We start from the raw sequence: 23,321 nt of genomic DNA on the forward strand, positions 1-23,321 counted from the left end.
TCCGACGGTCGGGGCGGCGGCGGCCCGTTCGTTCGCGGTCGGGGTCAGGACCAGCCGGGGTACGGCGGAAGGGGCCAGGCCGGCGGAGCGGGCAGGTCCGGGCCGGGGGTGGGCGCGCGGCCGGCGAGCCAGCCGAGGAGCGCGTGCCCGGGCGCGGCCACGCCGGGCCCGCCGGGTGAGAGCTCCCACCGGCGGCCCAGGTCGGTGGCCTCGACCCACCCGGCCGCGAAGCCCCGCGCCCGCAAGCCGCCCAGCGTGTCGTCGAGGGTCCAACGCACGTACGCGTCGGGCCAGTCGGCCGGCCGCCGGCCGAGGTCCAGGTCGACGTGGTGGGTCTCCAGCTCGCGCCAGCAGCGGTACAGGGTGAACCACGCCGGGTGCCGCCAGCCCGCCAGCGCCGGGACCAGGGTGTCCCACGCCGCCGGGGGCATCGCCGCGGCCTCCGCGGCCAGCCGGGTCAGCCGGCCGCGGAGGTCGCCGGCCAGCTCGACGGCGGAGCGCGCCGAACCCCGCTCGACGGCCCCGGCGAGCGACGCCGCGTCACCCCGCGGCCCGGGCGCCTCGCCGGTGCGGGCCAGGCCGAGCAGCCGGACGTACGCGTCCACGGCGCCGGTGACGTGGGTGATGACGTGCCCGCGGGTCCAGCCGGGCAGCGTCGAGGGCGCCCGGACGTCCGGGTCGGTCAGCCGGTCGAGAGCCGCGGTGAGCCGGGCGCCGGAGCGGGCGACGTGGGCGAGCAGGGCGGGGACGTCCGGTGGCGGGGTCAAGCGAACTCCCGGTCAGGGGTTGATGAGTCAGAGGGTGATGAAGGAGTAGCCCTTGGCCTTGAGGGCCGGCAGCACCGTCCGCAGCGAGGCGATGGTCTCCGAACGGTCGCCGCCACCATCGTGGCAGAGCAGGATGTCGCCGGGCTTGGCGGCCAGCAGCTTCTCGGTGATCTTCGCGGTCCCCGGCCGCGCCCAGTCGCGCGGGTCGACGTCCCAGTCGATGGGGGTCAGGCCGTTCTGCGCGGCGACCGAGAAGATGGTCGACGACCAGTCACCGCCCGGGGAGCGGAAGAGGGTGGGCGCCGGGGCGCCGGCGTCGACGATGACGGACTGGGTGTCCTCGATCTCCTGCCGGATCTGCGCCTCGGTCTTGCGGGAGAGCGGCTGCGGGTGGTGCATGGTGTGGTTGGACAGGGTGTGGCCGTCGGCGGCGATCCGCCTGATCAGGTCCGGGTGGGCGTGCGCCTCGATGCCGACCACCGAGAAGGTGGCCTGGATGTCGTACTGCTTCAGCAGCGCCAGGACCTGCGGCGTGTAGGTCGGGTTGGGCCCGTCGTCGATGGTGAGCGCGACGGTGTCGGCGGGCGCGTTCGGGAAGAGGTCGTGCACCTTGAAGATGGGCTTGCTGCGCAGCGCGGCCGGTGAGGCCGAGGCCCCGCCGGGCAGCGGGGATATCGACGGTTCGGCCGTGGCGCCGGGGGAGAAGGAGTCGGACGCGCTGTTGGGGGTGGCGTGCGACGGACCGGAGCAGGCGGCCAGTGCGGCGGTCCCGAGGGAGGCCGCGCCGAGGCTGCCCCAGCGAAGCAGGCGCCGCCGGGAGACGCCCTGGTCGCGCTCCGCCGCCCGCTCGTCCGCCCGCTCGTTCGTCCGGCTCGTCCGTCGCTCTGCCATGTGAGCCCCCTCAGTTGTGCGTGTGCTGACCGGTCCGTCGCGGGTCTGCCCGACCGGCGGCCGCCGGGGTGTGGCGGGCGGCCGGTGCAGTCCGTTCTCATCGACGCGGCGGAGCCCTCCGCCGGTTGCGGAGATTCGACTCGGTGTTCGCATGAGAATAGGGGAGCCGGGGAGGGAGTGCGTGGGGTGGGTGGGGGCCCGGTGGTGCGCCGGGCGCACATGAGCGCGCCCGGTACCGCCGCGTGGGTCGGACGACCCGCGCGGGCGACCCCGAAGCGGTCCTCGCTGTCTGTCAACTCGCCGGTGCGACACAGTGATTGGCACGAACGAGTGAGGTCGGCTCCGACACGCCGAGGGGTCCGCGGAGCCGCTGCCAGGATCGGTGCCGCGCCGGTCCGACCGGCCGCGGTCACTGCCACCGCCTCCCCCTCGCGCGCCCGCCACCCACCCGGGGTGGGCACGCCTGTCCGTCAGGAGCCGACCATGCCATCGATGCTCTCCCCGACCGCCGAACCGGAGGACGGTGCCCAGCCGCCCGGTGCCGAACCGCCCGGCCCCGGTGAGGAGCTGCGCTTCCAGGCCCCCGGCGACCACCGGGCCACCAGGGTGGCCGCCATGACCACCACCGCGATGCTCCGCCGGCTGCCCCAACTGGTCCGCCGGGCGCTGGCCCTGGGCTGGCAGGTGGACCGGACCTCGATGCTGGTGCTGCTCGGCTGCCAGCTCCTCGCGGGTGCGCTGGGCGCGTTCGGCCTGTTGGCCACCACCCGGACGCTGGCCGCCCTGGTCGCCGCCGGCCACATCACCGCCCGGCTGCACCAGGCGGCGCCCTCGCTGGTGCTGTTGGCGGTGGCGGCCGGCGTCCGGGCGGTGCTGTCGATCGCGGTCGGCAGCCTGGCCCAGCGGATCGGCCCGAAGATCAGCCGGCAGGCCGAGCTGATGCTGCTGGACGCGGGCACCAACGCCGAGCTGGCCGCCTACGACCACCCTGGCTTCAACGACCGTTGGGACGCCGCCGACCGCGGCGCGGAGGTCGCCCGCGACCTGCTGCCGCAGACCCAGAACCTGATCGCCGCCACGCTCTCGCTGGTCGCGGCGGCCTCGGTGCTCACCGTGCTGCATCCGCTGCTGCTGCCGCTGCTCCTGTTCGGCGCCGTGCCGCGGGCGTTGGCCTCGGTGCGGGCGGCCCGGATCGGCTACCTGGCGATGCTGCGCACCCACCAGGACCGCCGGCTGCTGTCGATGCTGCGCTGGTACCTGATGGACAAGCAAGTGGCCGACCAGGTCCGCTCGGACACCGTGGCCGGCTACCTGCTGGGTCGCTACCGGGCCGCCGGCGACCGGATCGACCGGACCAGCGACCGCGCGGTCTGGGAGGCGGCCCGGGTCTCGCTGCTCGGCGCGGCGCTGGCCGGCGCGGCCGCCGGGCTGCTCTGGTTGGCGCTCGGGCTGCTGCTCGCCGGCGGTCGGCTCTCGGTGGCCTCGGCCGGGACCGCCGTGATCGCGGTGACCGCGGCGGCCCAGGCGGTGCAGGGCATCACCGGCTACGGGACCGACCTCTACCGGACCGGCCTCTACCTGGACGACTGGTCGAGCTTCGTGGACGAGGCGGCCGGGCAGCGGCTGGCCCGTGGCACGCGCCGGCCCGGGCCGCCGGAGGTGGTCGAGCTGCGGGACGTCAGCTTCGCCTACCCGGGCACCGACCGGCCGATCCTGAACCGGGTCTCGCTGACCGTGCGGCGCGGTGAGATCGTGGCCGTGGTGGGGGAGAACGGCGCCGGCAAGAGCACCCTGATGCGGCTGCTCTGCGGGCTCAACCTGGCCACCGAGGGCAGCGTGCGATGGGACGGGGTGGACATCCGGGAGCTGGACCCGCACGAGGTCTGGCGGCACACCGCGGTGGTGCCGCAGAAGTTCGCCGAGTGGCCGGACACCGCGCGCGAGAACATCCGGCTCGGCCAGCCGACCGCCGGCGGTGACCGGGACGTGCTGGCCGCCGCGTGGGCCTCCGGCGCACACGAGGTGATCGACCGACTCCGCTCCGGCCTGGACACCCTGCTGGCCCGCGAGTGGTGGGGCGGAGTGGCGCTCTCCGGCGGGCAGTGGCAGCGGATCGCGGTGGCCCGGGCGTTCTTCCGCAGCGGCGGGCTGCTGGTGCTGGACGAGCCGACCAGCGACCTCGACCCGCGTGCCGAGCACCGGATCTTCAGCGGGCTGCGGCGGTTGGCGGCGGACCGGGCGGTGGTGCTGGTCACCCACAACCTGGCCAACACGGTGGTCGCCGACCGGATCGTGGTGCTGGAGCGCGGTGAGATCACCCAGCTCGGCCGGTTCGACGAACTCACCCGGCAGCCGGGACTGTTCCGCGAGCTGTGGCAGCTGTCGCAGGACCGCCGGCCGGTTCCCGGCCAGCGCGACGACCGGGACTGACGGATCGTCCCCCGGTGCGGCGGACTCGGCCGCCGCACCGGGGGACGGCCGCAAAAGGGGTTGACCGGCGATGCCGCTCGGTGAGACCGTCCGGGCGCAGGGCGGTTCCGCGGACTCGGGACGGCGCGAGGGCGAAGGCCCCTCGGTCGTCTGCCGGGCCCGCGCCTTCGGCATGCCCTGACGACCGCGCGGATTCCTGCACGGCGGGCCCTCCCGCACGGCGGGCCCGCGCGACACCGGTCGGCCGGGGGGTGTGTCCGGCCCGTCCGGCGGACCGGGCTGCCCACGGTCAGTCCGTCCGTATACGCATGACCCGTTCGGGGCAACGATCTGACGATCGGAAGGGTGTGATGGCGGTGGGGCGGTCCTGGGGGCTGGGTGCGGCGATGAGGTACGACCCGGGCGAACCGGAGCCGGTCGCCGACCGGCGCTCGCCCGGGCACTTCCTGCGCGGGCTGGCCCGGCGCTTCCGGGTCCAACTGACCTGGGCCGTGCTGTTCGGAGTGGCCTGCCTGTTGGCGGAGGCGATGATGCCCGCCGTGCTCGGCCGCGCCATCGACGCCGGGATCGCGGCCCGGGACCAGTCCGCGCTGCTGCTCCGGGGTGGCGCCCTGCTGCTGCTCGGGCTCGGTCAGGCGGCCTTCGGCATCCTGCGCGACCGGTGCGCGCGGGCGGCCCGGCTCGGCGCGACGTACTCGACGGTGTCGCTGGTGGCACGTCAGGTGACCGTGCTGGGCGCCGCGTTGCCGGCTCTGGTCTCGGCCGGTGAGGTGATCAGCGTGGGGGTCGCCGACCTCACCACGCTCGGCCGGGGACTGGAGGTGCTGCCGCGCGGCGTCGGGGCGGCCGTCTCCTCGGCCGTGGTGGCCGTCGTCATGCTCGACGAGTCACCGGAGCTGGGCCTGCTCGTGCTGCTCGGGGTGCCGCTGCTGGCCTGGACGATCGCCCGGCTGCTCCGGCCACTGCACCGCCGGCAGGAGCGACTGCGCGTGCGGCAGGGTGAGCTGACGGGCCTCGCGGTGGACATCGCGGCCGGCCTGCGGGTGCTGCGCGGGATCGGCGGCGAGGAGCTGTTCCTGGCCGGGTATCGCGCCGAGTCCCAGCGGGTCCGCCGGGCCGGCGTCCAACTCGCCCGGGTGGAAGCCTGGTTGGATGCGGCCAAGGTGTTACTGCCAGGACTCCTGGTAGCCCTGGTGGTCTGGCTCGGTGCCCGGGACGTGCTGGCCGGGCGGTTGACCGCGGGCCAGTTGGTCGCCTTCTACGGCTACGCGGTCTTCCTGGCACCGCAGTTGCGCCGGCTGACCCAGCTGGCCGACCTGACGGCGCGGGCCCGGGTGGCCGCCGCCCGGGTGGTCGGACTGCTCACGCTGACACCGGGGTTGCTCTCGCCGGCCACCGCGATGGCGGAACTGCCGCTCGATGCGGCCGCGTTGGAGGAACCCGGGGCCGGACTGCTGGTCCCGGCCGGCCGGTTCACCGCGATCGCCTGTGCCGCGCCCGGCGACGCCCTGCTGCTGGCCGACCGGCTGGGGCGGTACACCGACTCCGCCGCCCGCTGTGCCGGTGTCCGGCTGGACGAACTGCCGCTGGACGAGGTGCGCCGCCGGATCCTGGTACTGCGCAACGACGCGCTGCTCTTCAGCGGCCCGCTGCGCACCGAACTCGACCCCGCCGACCGCGGCGCCCCGGGCGACCGGCTGCTGACCGCGGCCCTCGGCACCGCCGCCGCCCACGACATCGTGGCCGCTCTGCCCGACGGCCTGGACGGCGTGGTGGCCGACTCCGGCCGGGAGTTCTCCGGTGGCCAGCAGCAACGGCTGCGACTGGCCCGGGCGTTGATGGCCGACCCCGAGGTGCTGGTGCTGGTCGAGCCGACCAGCGCGGTGGACGCGCACACCGAGGCGCGGATCGCCCGGAGGCTGGCCGCCGACCGGGCCGGCCGGACCACCGTCGCGTTCACCACCAGCCCGCTCCTGCTGGACCGGGCCGACCGGGTGCTCTTCGTCGCCGACACCAAGGTGCTCGCCGAGGGGACGCACGTCGAACTGCTCGCGGACCACCGCTACCGGTCCGTCGTCACGAGGGGAGCCGATCGGGCATGACCGCCGCCACCGTACCGACCGCCGCCACCGTCCTGCCCGTCGCCGGCGTGCGCGAGGTGCGCCGCTACGCCCGGCGGCTGGCCCTGCGCCACCCCCGTCGACTGGCCGGAGCGCTGGCCCTGCACGGGCTCGGCGCGGCCTGCGGGCTGGTGGCCCCCCGGCTGCTCGGCGACCTGGTCGAGGAGACCGGCCGCGGCATCGACCGGGCCGCCCCGACCGCGCTGCTGATCTGCGCCTTCCTCGTCCTGCAGGCCGCGCTGGTGCGCTGCGCGGTCCACGCCTCGGCCCGGCTCGGCGAGCAGCTGCTGGCCGAGCTGCGCGAGGACTTCGTCCGCGAGGTGCTCGCCCTGCCGCTGGCGACGGTCGAACGGGCCGGCACCGGTGACCTGGTGACCCGCAGTACCCGGGACGTCGAGGCGCTCTCCGGCGTGGTCCGGACGGCCGTGCCGGACGTGCTGATCTCGAGCACCACCGTGCTGCTCACGCTCGGCGCGGTGGTGCTGCTCGGCCCACTGCTGGCACTGCCCTGCGTGGTCGCGGTGCCGCTGCTGTGGGCCGCCACCCGCTGGTACCTGGCCCGGGCCCGGGACGGCTACCTGGCCGCCGGCGCCTCGTACGCCGAGCTGACCGCGGGGCTGGCCGAGACGGTCGAGGGCGCGCGCACGGTGGACGCGCTGCGGATCGCGCACCGCCGGCTGGCCCGCGCCGAGCGGGACAGCGCCGGCTCGTACGCGGCGGAACGCCACACCCAGCGGCTGCGCACGGTGTTCCTGCCGATCGCCGACATCGGGTTCCTGCTGCCGGTGGTGGCCACCCTGGTCATCGGCGGTCTGTACTACCTGCACGGGCTGGCCTCGCTGGGCGCGGTGACCGCCGCCACGCTCTACGCGCAGCAGACCATCGCGCCGGTCGACCTGCTGATCGCCCAACTGGACTCGTTGCAGAGCGGCGGTGCCTCGCTGGCCCGGCTGCTGGGCGTGGCCGGCCGGGCCGAGCGGCCGGCTCCCGGCCCGGCGCGGCGCCCACGGCACTCCGGCATCACGGTCTCCGGCGTCAGCTACGGCTACCGGCCCGGGCAGAACGTGCTGCACGGGGTGGACCTGGAGGTCCGGCCGGGCGAGCGGCTGGCCGTGGTGGGCGCCTCGGGGGCCGGCAAGTCGACGCTCGGCCGGCTGCTGGCCGGCATCCACACCCCGGGCACGGGCCAGGTCGCGATCGGCGGGGTGCCGCTGGCCTCGCTGCCGCTGGGTGAACTGCGCCGCCGGGTCGCCCTGGTGACCCAGGAGCACCACGTCTTCCGCGGTACCCTGCGGGACAACCTGCGGCTCGCCCGGCCGGACGCCACCGACCCCGCGATCGAGCGGGCGCTGCGCACGGTGGACGCCTGGGACTGGGCCGCCGACCTCGGGCTGGACGCGGCGGTGGGCTCCGGCGGGTACCCGCCGACCCCCGCCCAGGCGCAGCAACTGGCGCTCGCCCGGCTGGTGCTGGCCGACCCGCAGGTGCTGGTCCTGGACGAGGCGACCTCGCTGATCGACCCGCGCTCGGCGCGCCTGCTGGAGCGCTCGCTGGCCGCGGTGCTGGCCGGCCGGACCGTGGTGGCCATCGCACACCGGCTGCACACCGCTCGGGACGCCGACCGGATCGCGGTGATGCACGACGGCCGGATCATCGAACTCGGCCCGCACGACGAGCTGGTGCGCCGGGGCGGGGTCTACGCCGGGCTCTGGGCGGCCTGGTCGGGCCCCGAACCGGCGTGAACCGGGCCGGCGCGCCTCCGGCCGGGCCGACCCGGTCGGGGTGACGGAGCCCACCCGCCGGCGGCCGTCGAGCCGCGCCCGCCGGGTGGGCCCGCTGTGCCAGAGTCGTGCCAGGGCCGGACCCGCCGAGGGCCGGGCCGCCGAGTCCGCCGACCCGCCGACCGGTCGGCACGATCCGAGGAGCCTGCTGCTGATGCCCAGCCTCGCCCACGACCGGGACGGATTCACCCTGCACGGACAGCCGTTCCGGATCCTCTCCGGAGCCCTGCACTACTTCCGGGTGGTCCCCGAGCAGTGGGAGCACCGGCTCGGCCTGCTGCGCGCGATGGGGCTGAACACCGTCGAGACGTACGTGCCGTGGAACCTGCACGAACCGCGCCCCGGCGAGTACGAGTTCGGCGGCCGGCTGGACCTGCTCCGGTTCGTCGAGACGGCGGCCGGGCTGGGGCTCAAGGTGCTGGTCCGGCCCGGCCCGTACATCTGCGCGGAGTGGGAGTTCGGCGGGCTGCCGGCCTGGCTGCTCAAGGACCCGGCGATCCGGCTGCGCTGCGCCCACCCGGGCTTCCTGGCCGCGGTGGACCGCTGGTTCGACGAGTTGCTGCCCCGGCTGCTGCCGCTGCTGGTGGAGCGGGGCGGCCCGGTGCTGGCCCTCCAGGTGGAGAACGAGTACGGCAGCTACGGCAACGACGCGACGTACCTGCGCCACCTGGCCGAGGGCCTGCGCCGGCGCGGCGCGGACTGCCTGCTCTTCACCTCGGACGGTCCGGACGATCCGTCGCTGCAGGGCGGCACGCTGCCCGGGGTGCTGCCCACCGTCAACTTCGGCGGCCGGCCGGCCGAGGCCTTCGAGGTGCAGCGCCGCTACGCCCCGGACGGACCGCCGGTCTGCATGGAGTTCTGGAACGGCTGGTTCGACCAGTGGGGCGCCCCGCACCACACCCGGGATGCCGAGGACGCGGCGCGGGTGCTGGACGAGATGCTCGCGGCCGGCGCCTCGGTCAACCTCTACATGGCGCACGGCGGCACCAACTTCGGCCTGCTGAACGGCGCCAACCTGGAGGACGGCCGGCTGCGGCCGACCGTCACCAGCTACGACTACGACGCGGCGATCAGCGAGTCCGGCCGCCCCACCGCCAAGTTCTGGGCGTTCCGGGAGGTGCTCGGCAAGTACACCGAGCTGCCGCCGGCACCCGCCCTGGAGCCGGCCGAGCCGCTGCCCGCCCGGGTGCTGCCGCTCTCCGCGCCGCTGCCGCTGCTGGAGTCGGCCGCGGTGCCGGCCGAGCCGGTCCGCTCGGCGGCGCCGCTGGCGATGGAGGAGCTGGACCAGGCGTACGGCTTCGTGCTCTACCGGACCAGGGTGAGCGGCCCGCGGGAGGCGGCCGCGCTGGCGGTGGACGGGCTCGGCGACCGGGCCCAGGTCTTCCTGGACGGCAGGCCGGTGGGCGTGCTGGACCGGACCGCGCCCGAGCGGGGCTGCGAGCTGGCGGTGCCGGCCGGTGGGGCCCGGCTCGACCTGCTCGTGGAGAACCTCGGCCGGGTCAACTACGGTCCGGCGTCGCTCGAGCGCAAGGGCATCGCGGGGGGTGTGCGGCTCGGCCAACAGCTGCTGCTGGACTGGGAGATGTACCCGCTGCCGCTGGACGACCCCGGGGTGCTGGACTTCCCCGGAGAGCCCGGAGGGTCGGGCGCGCTGCCCGGGCGGCCGGTGTTCCGGCGGGCGGAGCTGGAGGTCGAGCGGCCGCTGGACGGCTTCGTGCTCACCGAGGGGCACGGCAAGGGGCTGTGCTGGGTGAACGGCTTCCTGCTCGGCCGGTTCTGGGACATCGGTCCCCAGCAGACCCTCTACCTGCCGGGCCCGCTGCTGCGGCCGGGCGTCAACGAGCTGGTCCTGCTGGAGCTGCACGGGCCGTCCGGGGACGGGCTGCGGCTGGTGACCGAGCCGGTGCTGGACCGGCTGGGCGGGTGGACCGACTGAGGGCCCGGAGCGGTTGACCGACCGGGCCCGACCGGGCCCGGCCGGGCCCGACCGGTCAACCGATCGAACTCGACCGGACCCGGCCGGCCTGTCGGTGCGGGCGCCTACCCTGGGTGCCATGACGGGCTCACCGATCAGCTGGATCACCGTGCCGACCCCGCTGCCCAGCGGTCCGATGGCGGTCGGGGTGACCGATCTCGGGGTGGCCGTGTCGCTCTTCACCCCGGGCGCGGCCGGCGGGCTGCCCTCGCCGGCCGACGGGCCGCCGTGCTCGGACGAGCGGCGGCGGGCGCTGGTGACCGGGCGGTTCGCGGAGTACTTCGCCGGGCGGCGGCGGGCCCTGGAGCTGCCGCTGGACTGGCGGCTGACGAGCGGGCCGCACCGGGTGGTGCTGGAGACGCTGTACCGGACGGTCCCGTACGGCGAGACCATCGCGTACGGCCGGCTGGCCGAGCGCAGCGGGGTGTTCGAGCAGGCCGAGGAGGGCCCGGGGCTGGCGGCCCGGGTGGTCGGGCAGATGATGGGCGCCAACCCGCTGCCGGTGCTGGTGCCCTGCCACCGGGTGGTGGCGGTGGCGGGGCTGGGCGGCTTCGGGTCGGGCCGGGTCGGGCTGGACGTCAAGCGCTGGCTGCTCACCCTGGAGGGACGGCTGCCGCCGACCCTGGACTGGGACGGCCCGGCCTGAGACCGTTCCTCGGCTTATTCGAACACCGACGGATCATCGGACAGTGTATTTTCATTCCCGATCACGATTCGACGGAAATCGCGCACAGGGTTCATTCATACTAATTATCCCAGGGCTTCAATCACCCATCCGAGTGATTGCCCCACCCGTACCTCCGGCCGCACTCTGAAGACACCAGCCGGAATACACCATGTGGGGGAGAGGCCAGCCATGACGACTGAGACCAATGTGGGGATTCCCGGGCCGGGAAGTCAGCCGCAGCAGAGCCAGCAGCTGAGCCTCGGCACGGCCGCCGCGAAGAACCTGGCGACGACCACCAAGTCCGAGCCCCAGATGCAGGGCATCAGCTCGCGGTGGCTGCTTCGCATGCTGCCCTGGACCCAGGTGGCGGGTGGCACCTACCGGGTCAACCGTCGCCTGACGTACGCGGTCGGGCGCGGGCGGGTGAGCTTCGTGAAGACCGGTGCCGAGGTCCGGGTGGTCCCGCCGAGCCTGTGCGAGGTCCCGGTGCTGCGCGGCCTCGAGGACAGCGCGCTGCTGGAGCAGTTGGCCGCGCGCTTCGTCCAGCGCGACTTCCGGGCCGGCGAGGTGCTGGTCGAGGAGGGCCAGCCGATCAACGAGGTCCTGCTGATCGCGCACGGCAAGGTCAACAAGATCGGCGTCGGCAAGTACGGCGACCGGGCGGTGATCGGCGTCCTGGCCGACGGTGACCACCTCGGCGACGAGGCGCTGACCGAGGCCGACGGCGTGTGGAGCTACGGCGTCAAGGCCGCCACCTCCGGTGTGGCGATGGCGTTGCCCTGGCCCGCTTTCCAGGAGCTCGCGGACCGCTCGGAGGCGCTCCGGGCGCAGATCCTGCAGTACCTCTCGGACTCGCAGCAGCTGCAGAATCGTCACGGCGAGGCCGAGATCGAGATGTCCGCCGGCCACGAGGGCGAGTACGAGCTGCCCGGCACCTTCGTCGACTACGAGCTGGCCCCCCGCGAGTACGAGCTGAGCGTCGCCCAGACCGTGCTCCAGGTGCACACCCGGGTCGCCGACCTCTACAACAAGCCGATGAACCAGATCGAGCAGCAGCTCCGGCTCACCATCGAGGCGCTGCGCGAGCGGCAGGAACACGAGCTGATCAACAACCCGGAGTTCGGCCTGCTGCAGAACGCCGAGTACGAGCAGCGGATCCAGACCCACTCCGGCCCGCCCACCCCGGACGACATGGACGAGCTGCTGACCCGCCGGCGCGGCACCAAGCTCTTCCTGGCCCACCCGCGGGCGATCGCCGCCTTCGGTCGGGAGTGCAACGAGCGCGGCCTCTACCCCGATACCGTCGAGGTGCAGGGTCACCGCATCCCGGCCTGGCGCGGGGTGCCGGTCTTCCCCTGCAACAAGATCCCGATCGTGGACGGCCACACCACCTCGATCATCGCGATGCGTACCGGTGAGGACAACCAGGGGGTGATCGGGCTGCACCAGACCGGCATCCCGGACGAGTACCAGCCCAGTCTCTCGGTGCGTTTCATGGGCATCAACGAGAAGGCCATCATCTCCTACCTGGTCAGTGCCTACTATTCCGCGGCCATTCTGGTGCCGGACGCCATCGGCGTGCTGGAGAACGTCGAAATCGCCCGCTCCCGAGGCTGATTGTTCTTCCGCTGGTCGGCGCGGATTCATTTTCGCGCCGACCGCCATGGAACGGCCGGGTGCGCGTGGCTCCGACTCCGGAGGCCGTGCGGCGGGCCGGGATCACACACCGACACTGGGGGGACCAGCCGATGGCCACAGAGACGCTGAGCCGTGACGACCACGACGACCAGAGCCGCGCCACTCCGGCCGCCGCGATCCGTTCCGGCGGCGTGCTGCCCTGCCAGACCGCCCCGCACTCGGAGGAGCAGGCCGCGGCCGAGGTGCTGACCCGGGCCCGGGCCGCGGTGGATCCGGTGCTGCGGGGCGCGATCGAGTCCATGCCGGCGTCGATGGCCAGGGTCGCCGGCTACCACTTCGGCTGGCGCGAGGCCGACGGGACGCTCTCCTCGGCGGACCCGGGCAAGGCGATCCGCCCCGCGCTCGTCCTCGCCGCCGCGCAAGCCTGTGCCGGCGTCCCGGCCACCCTGACCGGCAGCCTGGTTGCCGCCACCGCCCCGGCCACCGCGCCCGCCCGGGCCGCCGTCAAGGCCGCCGCCGCCGTCGAACTGGTCCACAACTTCACCCTGTTGCACGACGACGTGATCGACCGCGACGAGACCAGGCGCCACCGGCTCACCGCCTGGCGGGTGTTCGGCACGACCGAGGCCATCCTGGCCGGTGACGCGATGCACTCGTTGGCGCTGCGCACCCTCGCCGAGGACGCCCACCCGGCCGCCGCCCCCGCGATGCGTCGACTCGCGCACTGCGTGGTCGAGTTGTGTGACGGCCAGCAGGCCGACTGCGCCTTCGAGCGGCGCAGCACGGTCTCGCTCGCGGAGTGCCTGGCGATGGCCGAGGCCAAGACCGGCGCGCTGCTCGGCTGCGCCTGCGCGATCGGCGCGCTCTACGGCGGCGCGGGGGAGGCCACCGCCGACGCGATGGACGCCTTCGGTCGGGAGATCGGCCTGGCCTTCCAGCTGATCGACGACCTGATCGGGATCTGGGGCGATCCGGCCGTCACCGGCAAGCCCGCCGGGGCCGATCTGCTCGCCCGGAAGAAGTCGCTGCCGGTGGTGGCCGCGCTCTGCTCGGGCAGCGGAGCCGGTGCCGAGCTCGCCGAACTCTACGCGCTGGAGCGGCCGTTGACCGACGCCGAGGTGCGCCGGGCGGCCGACGCGGTCGACCGGGCCGGGGGTCGCGCCTGGGCCCAGGGCGCGTCCTGCGAGCGGATGGCGGCGGCCATCGACCACCTCGCCGAGGCGGTCCCGCTACCGGAGGCGGCCGACGACCTGCTGGCCCTGGCCGAGTTGGTCACCCGCCGCAACCGCTGAGCCCCCACCCCTGACCTCACCCGCCCCCACATCGCCCCACGCTCGACAGCCCGTCCCCGGCACCCCTCAAGGACCGAACCCCCATGAGTTTCCTGGACATCGGGATCATCGTCATCGTGCTGGTCGTCGTGGCCGCCGCACTCGCCCTCCTTCAGCGCTACGTCCCGCACCACCTCCGCGAGGCGCACAACGACGTCGCGGGCTTCATCTACGCGGCGGTCGGCGTGATGTACGCCGTGCTGCTCGGCTTCGTGGTCGTCACGGTCTGGACGAACATCGACGCGGCCCGCAAGACCACCTTCCAGGAGGCCGACGCGCTGGCCGGCGTCTACTGGATCGCCCGCGAGCTTCCGCCCCCGCTCGGGCCGCAGTTGGAGCAGCAGTCGCTGAGCTACGCGCGGACCGTGCTGGACACCGAGTGGCCACTGATGGCCAAGCACCAGAGCAGCCCGGAGGCCACCCAGCTGGTCTACCAGATCCGGGACACCGCGTTCCAGTTCAACCCCACCAACGCGCAGCAACAGGTGCTCTACCAGAGCGCCGTGAGCCACGTGGAGGACCTCGCCTCCGAGCGTCGTCAGCGGCTGAACGAGGTGGACGACTCGGTGCCGGTGCTGCTCTGGGTGGCGCTGATCGCGGGCGCCGTGCTCACCGTCGGCTTCACCTTCCTCTTCGGCCTGCCCAACACCCTGGCGCACAGTCTGATGGTGCTGTCGCTGGCCGGGTTGATCGTGCTCTCGCTGGTGGTCATCAAGGAGATGAACTACCCGTTCCACGGGGTCACCGCGGTCAAGCCGACCGCCTTCGACGTCTTCCTGCAGCGGCTCCCTCCGCCGCGCTGAGCGCGTCACCCACCTCGCGGGCCCGTCGGTTCTCCGGCGGGCCCGCCGCCATGTCCGTCGGCTCGCGGACCGGCCCGCCGTCGCGTCGATCAGCGGATCTCCGCGTACCATCGCTTGCCAGCTGATTGTCCGGGTATGGCCGATTTGTGAGAGTTGGATCCCTTGCTGTCCCGTCCCTCCCGGCTCCGGCCCCGCCCGACCACCGCCGTTCGAAGGGATCAGGATGCCCGTGTCCTCCGCCCACGCCAACGACCAGGCCGCGCAGGCGGCTCTCACCGCGCTGGCCGCCGACGCGTACGTCTACGGCCTCCCGCTGGTGCGCGGCCTCGGCACGGTCGAGCGGCTGCTCCGCCGGGGCCTCGGCTCGCTCCAGCCGGGCCCGCCGAACCAGTTCCGGCACGCGACCCGGCTGGCCGGCCCGGACAGCGACTTCGCCTCGGTCGACAGCGACAGCGACACCGTCCACTCGCTCGCCCTGCTCGACCTCTCCGAGGGCCCGCAGCTGCTGCACGTCCCCGACACCGCGGGCCGCTACCACGTGCTGCAGTTCATCGACGCCTGGACCAACGACTTCGCCTACCTGGGCCGGCGGGCCACCGGCACCGGCGAGCAGACCTGGCTGGTCGTCCCGCCGCACTGGCCCGGCACCCCGCCCGCGGACGTCCGGGTGATCGCCTCGCCGACCACGGTGGCCGCCGTGGTCGGCCGGATCGCCTGCGCCGGCCCGTCCGAGCTGCCCCGGGTGGCGGCCCTGCAGCAGCAGCTGACGATCACTCCGTTGGAGGTCGGCGGGGTCGCCGCCGGCCTGCCGCAGCCCGACCCGGCCGTCCCCGAGGAACTGCGCTTCCTCGAAAAGCTGCGGCTCTGGATGGCCGCCTTCCCGCCCGCCGCGCCCGACGTCGAGTACCAGCGGCGGTTCGCCCCGCTCGGCCTGCTGGACGAGGGCCCCTCGCCGTACGCCGCGGCCGAGCCGGGCTGGGCCGCCGCGCTGGCCAAGGGGCTGACCGCGGGCCAGGAGCACGTGACCGCCGCGGCCCGACCGCCGGAGGGTCACCCGGAGGGCGAGTGGACCGCCGGCCTGCACCTGTTCGACTACAATCTCGACCACCTGGGCCCCGGCACCCTGGACGAGCCGGGCTGGCGGATCCCGGACCGTCGGGCCGCCTACCTCACCCGGGCGGTCGCCGCCCGGACCGCGCTCTGGGGCAACCACGCCTACGAGGTGGTCCACGCGACCACCGCCGAGGATGCCGAGGGGGAGCCGCTGAGCGGCGACCGGGCCTACCAGCTGCGGTTCGACAACGCGCCGCCGGTCAACGCCTTCTGGTCGCTCACCGTCTACACCCTGCCGGAGTTGAAGCTGGCCGCCAACCCGATCGACCGCTACAGCATCGGCGACCACACCCCCGGGCTGGTGCACGGCGAGGACGGCTCTCTGGTCCTCCGGCTCCAGCACACCCGGCCGGCCGACCCGGATCGGGCGGCCAACTGGCTGCCCACCCCCGCCGGCGCCTTCCGCGCGACGATCCGGCTCTACCAGCCGGGTGACGCCGTGCTGGACGGTTCCTACCGGCTCCCGCCCATCCACCCGCGGCACGAGCCGGGCGAGGATCCCGGTCACGGCGGCGTGCCGGAGGGCCAGCCGGAGGGACACCTCGGTACCCGCCGGGTGCTGCACCGGGCCGAGCACGGCATCGAACACGGCGTCGCGCACCCCGTCCTGCCCGGGGACGGCTGAGCTGACGGCCGGGCAGACGGCCGGCGTGACCCAGCCGAACACCTGGGAATCCCAGGGCAAATCTCATCTTTTCGGCGAAACGACCTGCTCGCCGAGGGAGTCATAGAGGGAGGAGCGGGCAGGAAAGGTCGGGTCAGCGGTGTCAGCGGGCCGGCGAGGAGGAGTGGGACGTGGTGGAGGTCGGAGCGGGGCTGGGCGGCAGCTCGGAGGGCGTGCTGGACGGGCGGGCGGACGGGACGCCCGATGTCCCGGACGTCGGGCTGGCGCTCGGGCTCACGCTGTTGCTCGGCGCGCTGCTGGCGCTGCTGCCGGAGCTGGGCGACACCGAGGGCGTGCTGCTGGCGCTGCCGCTCGGGTTCGCGCTGGCGCTCGGGTTCGAGGTCACCGGCGAGGAGGGGGCGGCCGTGGGCGGCGTGGGCTGCTCGGTCGGCCCGCCGGCCAGCGTCACCACCGCCTCGGACGGGGGCAGCGAGATCTGGGCGGTCCACTGAGTCTGTGGCGCGCGGTCCTCGTCGACGGTCACCGTCACGGTGATCCGCTGACCGGGCGCCAGCGTGCCGGAGTCGCGGCTGAGCCGGAGCCAGTCGCAGCTCGGCACGGCCTCCCAGTCGATCGGGGCGTTCCCGCTGTCGACCAGGGTGATCACCGTCCGGTTGCCGTAGGGCGCGGCCTGGACGGTCAGTTGGGCGCCGGCGGGGGGCGGCGGGACCGGCGCCGGCCGTAGCACCGGGCTGCTGAGCGGGACGGCGCCGAGCGCCGGCACCGGTACCGCCGCCCCCTGTACCGGCGGCAGCAACGTTTCTGCGGATGTCCGCCCGACCAGTGCCGCGGTGAGCGTGCCACCCGGTCCGACCGTTCCGCCGCGGCTGACCAGCGCTCGCGCCGGGGCCGCGCCGCCACTGCCGGGCGCGGGGAGCGGGCCGGCCCCCGGCCCGGCGGTGGTCGGCCCACCGACCGGGCCGCCCGCCGGGTCGTCGTCCACCCGGACCGAGGAGACCGTGGCCGCGGGGTCGGACCCGGTGCCGTCCCGGTGGGCCAGCCAGAACGCGCCCAGCGGCGCGGCCAGCACCGCCGCCAGCACCCCGGTGGTGACGGTGCGCTGACGGACCAGGACGGCCCGCTCGTGCAGGTCGCCGCCGGCCCGGTGGCGGTCCAGGAAGCCCGGCGCGCGGTGCCGGGGGAAGCCCCGGCGGTCGAAGTGGAGCGCGGTGCGGCCGGCCGGCGCGGGCACGGTGGCGTGGCTCGCGGCCGCCCGCCGGCCGGCCGCCGCGCCGGTCAGGAAGGCGACCCCGGGGGAACGGCCCCGGCGCGGCGGCGGCACGTGACCGGACCAGCCGTCCGTGCCCTCGGCATCGGCGTCGAGCCGGACCGCCACCGGCGCGGGCAGCAGGGTCGGGCCGTCCGGGCCGGTCAGGCCGTCGCCCAGCTCGCTGGCCACCCGCTCGGCCGTCCCGCGACAGGTCGGGCATCGGGTGACGTGCCGCAGCAGCTCCCGGCGCAGCGCCGGGCCGAGCACCCGGGCCCGCCAGTGCTCGGTCCCGGCGCCGCCGAGCCGGGTCAGCTCCGGACAGCTGCCGTCGCGCAGCACCAGCAGCGCGGTCCGGGTCCGGGTCAGCTCGGCGGCGCCCGCGGCGAGCAGTTGGCGGGCCGCCGCGTCGTCGAGGCCGAGCACCGCGGCGACCTCCAGCGGGGTCAACCCGTGCCGGACCGCCAGCTCCAGCGCCTCGCGCTGCTCGGCCGTCGTCCCGGCCGCCTCGGGCCAGGTCAGCTCGGTCAGCTCGCGCTGCCGCCGGGCCGCCTCGGCGGGGGAGGGGCACGCCTTCGCGTCGGGAGCGCGGTCGGCCGGTGTGTCGCTGTCAGGTCTGTCGCCGGCGGGTGTGTCGCCGGCGGGGGCGAGCCGGCCGAGCACGGTGTACCGGGCCAGCGAGTACAGCCAGGCCCGGAGCAGCCCGGGGTCGGCCAGCCGGTCCCGGTTGGCCAGCGCCAGCGCGCGCACCTCGCGCACCGCGGCCACCGCCGGGTCGTGCGCGCAGAGCGCCGAGAGGCAGTAGGTGAACAGGCCGTCCGCCAGCTGCTCGAAGGCGGGCAGGACCGCGTCGGCCGGCGGGTCGGTCGCGGCCCGTTCGTGGGGGTGGGTACGGGGGGTCACCCGTCCGACGGTAGGGAGGACCGGCGAGTAGGCCGGGCGGAAGGTGCGGCTTGTCCTCCTTTCGGGTAACAACACCGCCCACTGCCTGACAACGGACTGTCCGACCCACCCGCTACGGTGGCCCCATGGCAGCCCGTACCTCGAAGACCACCGCCAAGCCCCGCCCGGCCTACCGCTGCACGGAGTGCGGCAACCAGCTCCCCAAGTGGGTCGGCCGCTGCCCGGAGTGCAACGCCTGGGGCACGGTCGAGGAGTACGGCGCCGTCCCGATCCGGACCACCGCGGCCGGTCCGGTCAGCGCGCCGGCCCGCCCGATCGCCCAGGTCGACGGCCAGGTGGCGACCGCCCGCTCGACCGGCGTCAGCGAGTTGGACCGGGTGCTCGGCGGTGGCCTGGTGCCGGGCGCGGTGGTGCTGCTGGCCGGCGAACCCGGCGTCGGCAAGTCCACCCTGCTGCTGGACGTCGCCGCCAAGGCCGCCACCTCCCAGCACCGTACGCTCTACGTCACCGGGGAGGAGTCGGCCGGCCAGGTCCGGTTGCGCGCCGACCGGATCAACGCGCTCTCCGACCACCTCTACCTCGCCGCCGAGTCCGACCTCGGCGCGGTGCTCGGCCACATCGAGCAGGTCAACCCCGGCCTGCTGATCCTGGACTCGGTGCAGACCATCGCCTCCGCCGAGCTGGACGGCGCGCCCGGCGGCCCGGCCCAGGTCCGCGAGGTGGCCGGCGCGCTGATCCGCGCCTCCAAGGACCGCGGCATGGCCACCCTGCTGGTCGGCCACGTCACCAAGGACGGCTCGATCGCCGGCCCCCGTCTGCTGGAGCACCTGGTCGACGTGGTGCTGAGCTTCGAGGGCGACCGGCACGCCCGGCTGCGGATCATCCGCGGCATCAAGAACCGCTACGGCGCGACCGACGAGGTCGGCTGCTTCGAGTTGCACGACGAGGGCATCGCCGGCCTGGCCGACCCGTCCGGCCTCTTCCTGACCCGCCGTGACAGGCCGGTCCCCGGCACCTGCCTGACCGTCACCCTGGAGGGCCGCCGGCCGCTGGTCGCCGAGGTGCAGGCGCTGATGGTGGATTCGCAGATCCCCTCGCCGCGGCGCACCACCTCCGGCCTGGAGTCACCGCGGATCGCGATGATCCTGGCGGTCGTGGAGCGGCACGGCGGGGTCAAGCTCGGCAAGCAGGACATCTACACCGCCACCGTCGGCGGGGTGAAGCTGACCGAGCCCTCCGCCGACCTGGCGGTCGCGCTGGCCGTCGCCTCCTCCTCGTCGGACACCCCGCTGCCCAGCAACCTGGTGGCGATCGGCGAGGTCGGCCTGGCCGGTGAGGTTCGCCGGGTGACGGGCGTGCAGCGGCGGCTGGCCGAGGCCCACCGGCTGGGCTTCACCCACGCCCTGGTCCCGCCGGACCCGGGCAAGGTGCCGCCGGGCATGAAGGTGGTCGAGGTGGCCGACATCGGCGAGGCGCTGCGGGCGATCCCGGGTCGCCGCCGGACCGCCGCCAAGCCCCGGACCGAGTCCCGCACCCCTGCGCCGGTGCCCGCCGCGGTGCCCGCGCCGGCCGCCTACCCGGACGAGCTGATGGCCGGCTGGGAGCCGCTCGACTCCGACGAACTGGGCTGACCGAGGCCCCGTCACCGCGCCCGCACCGTAGACTCTGCCTGTCCGGTACCTGATCGGGCAGTAGCGAACGAGGGACCGGAAACCCCCGCGGAGGCGGACCGGGCCGGCCGGAGGAGTCACGTGGCAGCGAGCGACCGGGCGGAGAAGTCCCCCCGCGAGGAGGCCCTGCTGCGCGCCTCCCTGATGGCCATCGCCCCCGGGACGCCGCTGCGCGACGGCTTGGAGCGGGTGCTGCGGGCCAACACCGGCGGCCTGATCGTGCTGGGGTTCGACAAGACCGTCGAGTCGGTGTGCACCGGCGGTTTCGTGCTGGACGTCGAGTTCACCGCGACGCGGCTGCGCGAGCTGTGCAAGCTGGACGGCGCGGTGGTGCTCGACAAGGACATCACCAAGATCGTCCGGGCCGGGGTGCACCTGATGCCGGACGCCTCGATCCCCACCGACGAGACCGGCACCCGCCACCGCACCGCCGAGCGGGTGAACCGGCAGACCGGCTTCCCGGTGGTCGCGGTCTCGCACTCGATGCGGCTGATCGCCATGTACGTGAACGGCACCCGCCGGGTGCTGGAGGACTCCACCACCGTGCTCTCCCGCGCCAACCAGGCGCTGGCCACCCTGGAGCGCTACAAGCTCCGGCTGGACGAGGTGGCCGGCACGCTCTCCGCGCTGGAGATCGAGGACCTGGTGACCGTCCGGGACGTCACCGCGGTCGCCCAGCGGCTGGAGATGGTCCGGCTGATCGCGGCCGAGATCGCCGGCTACGTGCTGGAGCTGGGCACCGACGGCCGGCTGCTCTCGCTCCAGCTGGACGAGCTGATCGCGGGCGTCGAGCCGGAGCGCGAGCTGGTCGCCCGGGACTACTTCCCCGAGCGGGCCGCCAAGCGCGGTCGGACGGTGTCGGAGGTGCTCGCCGACCTGGAGGCACTCACCCACGCCGAGCTGCTCGACCTGCAGACGGTGGCCAAGGCGCTCGGTTACTCGGGCTCGCCGGAGTCGCTGGACGCGGCGGTCTCGCCGCGCGGCTACCGGTTGCTGGCCAAGGTGCCGAGGCTGCCCAACACGGTGATCGAGCGGCTGGTCGAGCACTTCGGCGGCCTGCAGAAGCTGCTCGCGGCCAGCATCGACGACCTGCAGGCGGTCGAGGGGGTCGGCGAGACCCGGGCCCGTTCGGTCCGCGAAGGGCTCTCCCGGCTCGCCGAGTCGTCCATCCTGGAGCGCTACGTCTGACGGGCTTTGCCCGAACTCGAGCGGTGCGGGCGGTGGTTGTGCCTCAGCCCGCCAGGTTGGTGGAGGTCCGGGCGGGCACCGGCCCACCGGCCGGGCCGGTGAGCTCGGCCTGCACCAGGTAGTTGCCGTCCGGTGCCGGGGTGGTGTCCGAGGGGGTCGCGCACTGCGGCTTGCTGCGGCTGCGGTCCCAGACGAAGGTCTCGGTCAGCGCGGTGGCGGGCGAGACCTCCACCCAGCGGCTCTGCTTGTCGGTCACGCAGTCCGCCGAGGACCAGATCCGTTGCCCGCCGGCCGAGTTGACGGTGATCGCGGAGGCGGCCTGGCTCAGGTCGACCCGGCAGGGCGTGCCGGAGGCGTTGCGGACCTTCAGCTCGAAGGTCGGCTTCTGGTCGGGCTGGTAGGAGGTCTGGGTGCCGGCCAGCTCCAGGGTGAGCTGCGAGGCGGTGCAGACCGGGAGCGCCAGGACCGTGCCGGTGTTGATCGGCGGGGTGCCGCTGCCGCTGCCCGAACCGCCGCCACCGCCGGCGCTGTTGCCGCCACCAGCCGAACCACCGCCGGTGTCGCCCGAGCCGACGGTTCCACCGGAGTCGTCACCGGCCGCCGTGCTCCCGCCGGCGCCGCCGCCCGAACTCCCGCTGCCCGAACCGCCACCGCTCGAACCGGTGGAGCCGCCGGGCACCGTGCTGATCGCCGGGCCGGTCGGAGTCGCGCCGGGCGTGATCGAGCTGACGGCGGTCGGGGTCGGGGCCGGCGACGCGCTCCTGACGTTCTGCTTGCCGCCGCCCTGACCGACCGTCAACCACAGCGCCACGATCACCACCAGCGCGAGCGCGGCGAGCACGACAAGGCGCCGCCGCCAGTAGATCGAGGCGGGCAGCGGTCCGACGGGCTGACGCAGAGAAGGCACGATCAAACTCTACGAGAGGCGGAGCACCGCTCGACGCACCAACACCGGTCTCGGAACCTGATCGTTCACATGATGTGCCATTTGCTCCGTCGGGGCGAGCGTTGTGCCGCCCTTCGGTGCGTGGTTCCGCCGTTCGGTGGAGCCCGGCCGAGCGGCCCGGCCGTTCGCGGACTGTGCGAGGATCGGAAGCGCCATGCCGACCACCACAGACACCCCCGCCGCCGGCACCGGGCGCGTCCCCGCTCCGGTGCTGCACTCGATCGTCCTCGACTGGTACCGGGAGAACGCCCGCGACCTGCCCTGGCGGGCCCCCGGGGCCTCGCCGTGGGCGGTCATGGTGAGCGAGTTCATGCTCCAGCAGACCCCGGTCAAGCGCGTGCTGCCGGCCTACACGAGCTGGCTGGAGCGCTGGCCCACCCCGGCCGAGCTGGCCGCCGACGCGCCCGGCGAGGCGGTCCGGATGTGGGGACGGCTCGGCTACCCGCGTCGCGCGCTGCGCCTGCACGCCGCCGCGACCGCGATCACCGAGCAGCACGGCGGCCTGGTCCCGACCGACCACGCCGAGTTGCTCGCGCTGCCCGGGGTCGGCGAGTACACGGCGGCCGCGGTGGCCTCGTTCGCCTTCCGGCAGCGGCACGCGGTGCTGGACACCAACGTCCGGCGGGTCTTCGCGCGGGCGGTCAGCGGCGTCGAGTACCCGGCGCAGGCGACCACCGCCGCCGAGCGCCGGACGGCCGGCGAGCTGCTCCCGGACGACCCGGAGACCGCCGCGACCTGGGCGGTCGGCGTGATGGAGCTGGGCGCGCTGGTCTGCACCGCCCGGGGCCCGGAGTGCGGCGGCTGCCCGCTGCGCAGCCGCTGCGCCTGGCAGCGGGCCGGCTGCCCGCCGTACCAGGGGCCGGCCCGGCGCGGCCAGACGTACGAGGGGACGGACCGCCAGGTGCGCGGCAAGCTGCTCGCCGTCCTGCGCGAGGCGCACGGCGAGGTCCCCCAGCACCGCCTGGACGCCGTCTGGCCCGAGCCGATCCAGCGTGCCCGCGCCCTGGACGGCCTGGTCGCCGACGGCCTGGTGGAACCGGTCGCCCCGGGCGTCTACCGCCTCCCGCGCTGACCCGCCACGGCTGCGCGGCCCCCAGCCGTCTCCCCGCCGCCCCCGCGCTGGGCCCGCCCGAACCCGAACCGGGGCGGGGGGGGGGGGGGGGGGGGGGGGGGTCTTTGTGTGGTGGTGTGGGTGTTGCTCGCCACCCTCCAGGGGTCGGGGAGTCC

Annotated in this window: 16 protein-coding genes; 12 read left to right on the plus strand and 4 right to left on the minus strand. The window is 74.8% G+C overall.

Annotated elements, in window-relative coordinates:
* Positions 1-44: 44 nt before the first annotated feature.
* On the minus strand, positions 45-767 hold the full coding sequence (locus tag ACZ38L_RS10675; RefSeq protein ID WP_465691332.1) for a maleylpyruvate isomerase family mycothiol-dependent enzyme: 723 nt from the start codon (positions 765-767) through the stop codon (positions 45-47).
* 27 nt (positions 768-794) lie between these two features.
* Positions 795-1,658 (minus strand): polysaccharide deacetylase family protein, encoded by an 864-nt coding sequence (locus ACZ38L_RS10680; protein WP_465691334.1) that lies wholly within the window; start codon positions 1,656-1,658, stop codon positions 795-797.
* A gap of 483 nt (positions 1,659-2,141) precedes the next feature.
* Here ACZ38L_RS10680 and ACZ38L_RS10685 point away from each other — a divergent pair, with 483 nt between their 5' ends.
* From ACZ38L_RS10685 to ACZ38L_RS10725, 9 genes are all read left to right on the plus strand, one after another.
* Positions 2,142-4,088 (plus strand): ATP-binding cassette domain-containing protein, encoded by a 1,947-nt coding sequence (locus tag ACZ38L_RS10685; protein ID WP_465691336.1) that lies wholly within the window; start codon positions 2,142-2,144, stop codon positions 4,086-4,088.
* Between the two features lie 386 nt (positions 4,089-4,474).
* Complete coding sequence (locus ACZ38L_RS10690) at positions 4,475-6,190, plus strand: ABC transporter transmembrane domain-containing protein (protein WP_465691338.1); 1,716 nt, start codon at positions 4,475-4,477, stop codon at positions 6,188-6,190.
* Positions 6,187-7,950, plus strand: coding sequence for an ABC transporter ATP-binding protein (locus tag ACZ38L_RS10695; protein WP_465691340.1), 1,764 nt, complete (start codon positions 6,187-6,189; stop codon positions 7,948-7,950). The genes ACZ38L_RS10690 and ACZ38L_RS10695 overlap by 4 nt, the downstream gene beginning before the upstream one ends.
* 40 nt (positions 7,951-7,990) lie before the next feature.
* Positions 7,991-9,925: a glycoside hydrolase family 35 protein gene (locus tag ACZ38L_RS10700; protein WP_465691343.1), complete on the plus strand. Its 1,935-nt coding sequence runs from the start codon at positions 7,991-7,993 to the stop codon at positions 9,923-9,925.
* Positions 9,926-10,043: 118 nt separating this feature from the next.
* Positions 10,044-10,610 carry a methylated-DNA--[protein]-cysteine S-methyltransferase gene (locus tag ACZ38L_RS10705; RefSeq protein ID WP_465691344.1) on the plus strand — a complete coding sequence of 189 codons (567 nt, stop codon included), beginning with the start codon at positions 10,044-10,046 and terminating at the stop codon, positions 10,608-10,610.
* 210 nt (positions 10,611-10,820) lie between these two features.
* On the plus strand, positions 10,821-12,248 hold the full coding sequence (locus ACZ38L_RS10710; RefSeq protein WP_465691346.1) for a family 2B encapsulin nanocompartment shell protein: 1,428 nt from the start codon (positions 10,821-10,823) through the stop codon (positions 12,246-12,248).
* Positions 12,249-12,379: 131 nt separating this feature from the next.
* The gene (locus tag ACZ38L_RS10715) at positions 12,380-13,561 is read left to right on the plus strand and encodes a family 2 encapsulin nanocompartment cargo protein polyprenyl transferase (protein ID WP_465691349.1); all 1,182 of its coding nucleotides are present in this window, start codon (positions 12,380-12,382) and stop codon (positions 13,559-13,561) included.
* Positions 13,562-13,644: 83 nt separating this feature from the next.
* Positions 13,645-14,403, plus strand: a complete 759-nt coding sequence (locus ACZ38L_RS10720) for a bestrophin-like domain (protein WP_396555812.1) — start codon at positions 13,645-13,647, stop codon at positions 14,401-14,403.
* Positions 14,404-14,626: 223 nt separating this feature from the next.
* Complete coding sequence (locus ACZ38L_RS10725; RefSeq protein WP_465691353.1) at positions 14,627-16,141, plus strand: DUF1254 domain-containing protein; 1,515 nt, start codon at positions 14,627-14,629, stop codon at positions 16,139-16,141.
* 142 nt (positions 16,142-16,283) lie between these two features.
* On the opposite strand, the gene ACZ38L_RS10730 is transcribed toward ACZ38L_RS10725, so the two are convergent.
* A complete protein-coding gene (locus ACZ38L_RS10730) occupies positions 16,284-18,290 on the minus strand; it encodes a BACON domain-containing protein (RefSeq protein WP_465691355.1) in 2,007 nt (668 codons plus the stop codon).
* Between the two features lie 125 nt (positions 18,291-18,415).
* Between ACZ38L_RS10730 and radA the strand changes: the two genes are divergently transcribed.
* On the plus strand, positions 18,416-19,921 hold the full coding sequence (gene radA / locus ACZ38L_RS10735) for a DNA repair protein RadA (protein ID WP_465691358.1): 1,506 nt from the start codon (positions 18,416-18,418) through the stop codon (positions 19,919-19,921).
* A 168-nt stretch (positions 19,922-20,089) separates the two neighbouring features.
* Entirely contained in the window at positions 20,090-21,148 is a 1,059-nt protein-coding gene (disA, locus tag ACZ38L_RS10740) for a DNA integrity scanning diadenylate cyclase DisA (protein WP_396557334.1), read from the plus strand.
* A gap of 43 nt (positions 21,149-21,191) precedes the next feature.
* Here disA and ACZ38L_RS10745 read toward each other — a convergent pair whose 3' ends face one another.
* Positions 21,192-22,055, minus strand: a complete 864-nt coding sequence (locus ACZ38L_RS10745; protein WP_465691360.1) for a hypothetical protein — start codon at positions 22,053-22,055, stop codon at positions 21,192-21,194.
* 193 nt (positions 22,056-22,248) lie between these two features.
* Between ACZ38L_RS10745 and ACZ38L_RS10750 the strand changes: the two genes are divergently transcribed.
* A complete protein-coding gene (locus ACZ38L_RS10750) occupies positions 22,249-23,166 on the plus strand; it encodes an HhH-GPD family protein (protein WP_465691362.1) in 918 nt (305 codons plus the stop codon).
* The last annotated feature ends 155 nt before the right edge of the window (positions 23,167-23,321 follow it).

The sequence above is a fragment of the Kitasatospora sp. NPDC024654 genome (genome assembly GCF_055559155.1).

What these genes read in the sequence shown, in the direction of transcription:
- ACZ38L_RS10680 (WP_465691334.1), bottom strand. Translation starts at nt 1,658, where the DNA reads ATGGCAGAGCGACGGACGAGCCGGACGAACGAGCGGGCGGACGAGCGG.
- ACZ38L_RS10685 (WP_465691336.1), top strand. Translation starts at nt 2,142, where the DNA reads ATGCCATCGATGCTCTCCCCGACCGCCGAACCGGAGGACGGTGCCCAG.
- ACZ38L_RS10690 (WP_465691338.1), top strand. Translation starts at nt 4,475, where the DNA reads ATGAGGTACGACCCGGGCGAACCGGAGCCGGTCGCCGACCGGCGCTCG.
- ACZ38L_RS10695 (WP_465691340.1), top strand. Translation starts at nt 6,187, where the DNA reads ATGACCGCCGCCACCGTACCGACCGCCGCCACCGTCCTGCCCGTCGCC.
- ACZ38L_RS10705 (WP_465691344.1), top strand. Translation starts at nt 10,044, where the DNA reads ATGACGGGCTCACCGATCAGCTGGATCACCGTGCCGACCCCGCTGCCC.
- ACZ38L_RS10710 (WP_465691346.1), top strand. Translation starts at nt 10,821, where the DNA reads ATGACGACTGAGACCAATGTGGGGATTCCCGGGCCGGGAAGTCAGCCG.
- ACZ38L_RS10715 (WP_465691349.1), top strand. Translation starts at nt 12,380, where the DNA reads ATGGCCACAGAGACGCTGAGCCGTGACGACCACGACGACCAGAGCCGC.
- ACZ38L_RS10720 (WP_396555812.1), top strand. Translation starts at nt 13,645, where the DNA reads ATGAGTTTCCTGGACATCGGGATCATCGTCATCGTGCTGGTCGTCGTG.
- ACZ38L_RS10725 (WP_465691353.1), top strand. Translation starts at nt 14,627, where the DNA reads ATGCCCGTGTCCTCCGCCCACGCCAACGACCAGGCCGCGCAGGCGGCT.
- radA (WP_465691358.1), top strand. Translation starts at nt 18,416, where the DNA reads ATGGCAGCCCGTACCTCGAAGACCACCGCCAAGCCCCGCCCGGCCTAC.
- ACZ38L_RS10750 (WP_465691362.1), top strand. Translation starts at nt 22,249, where the DNA reads ATGCCGACCACCACAGACACCCCCGCCGCCGGCACCGGGCGCGTCCCC.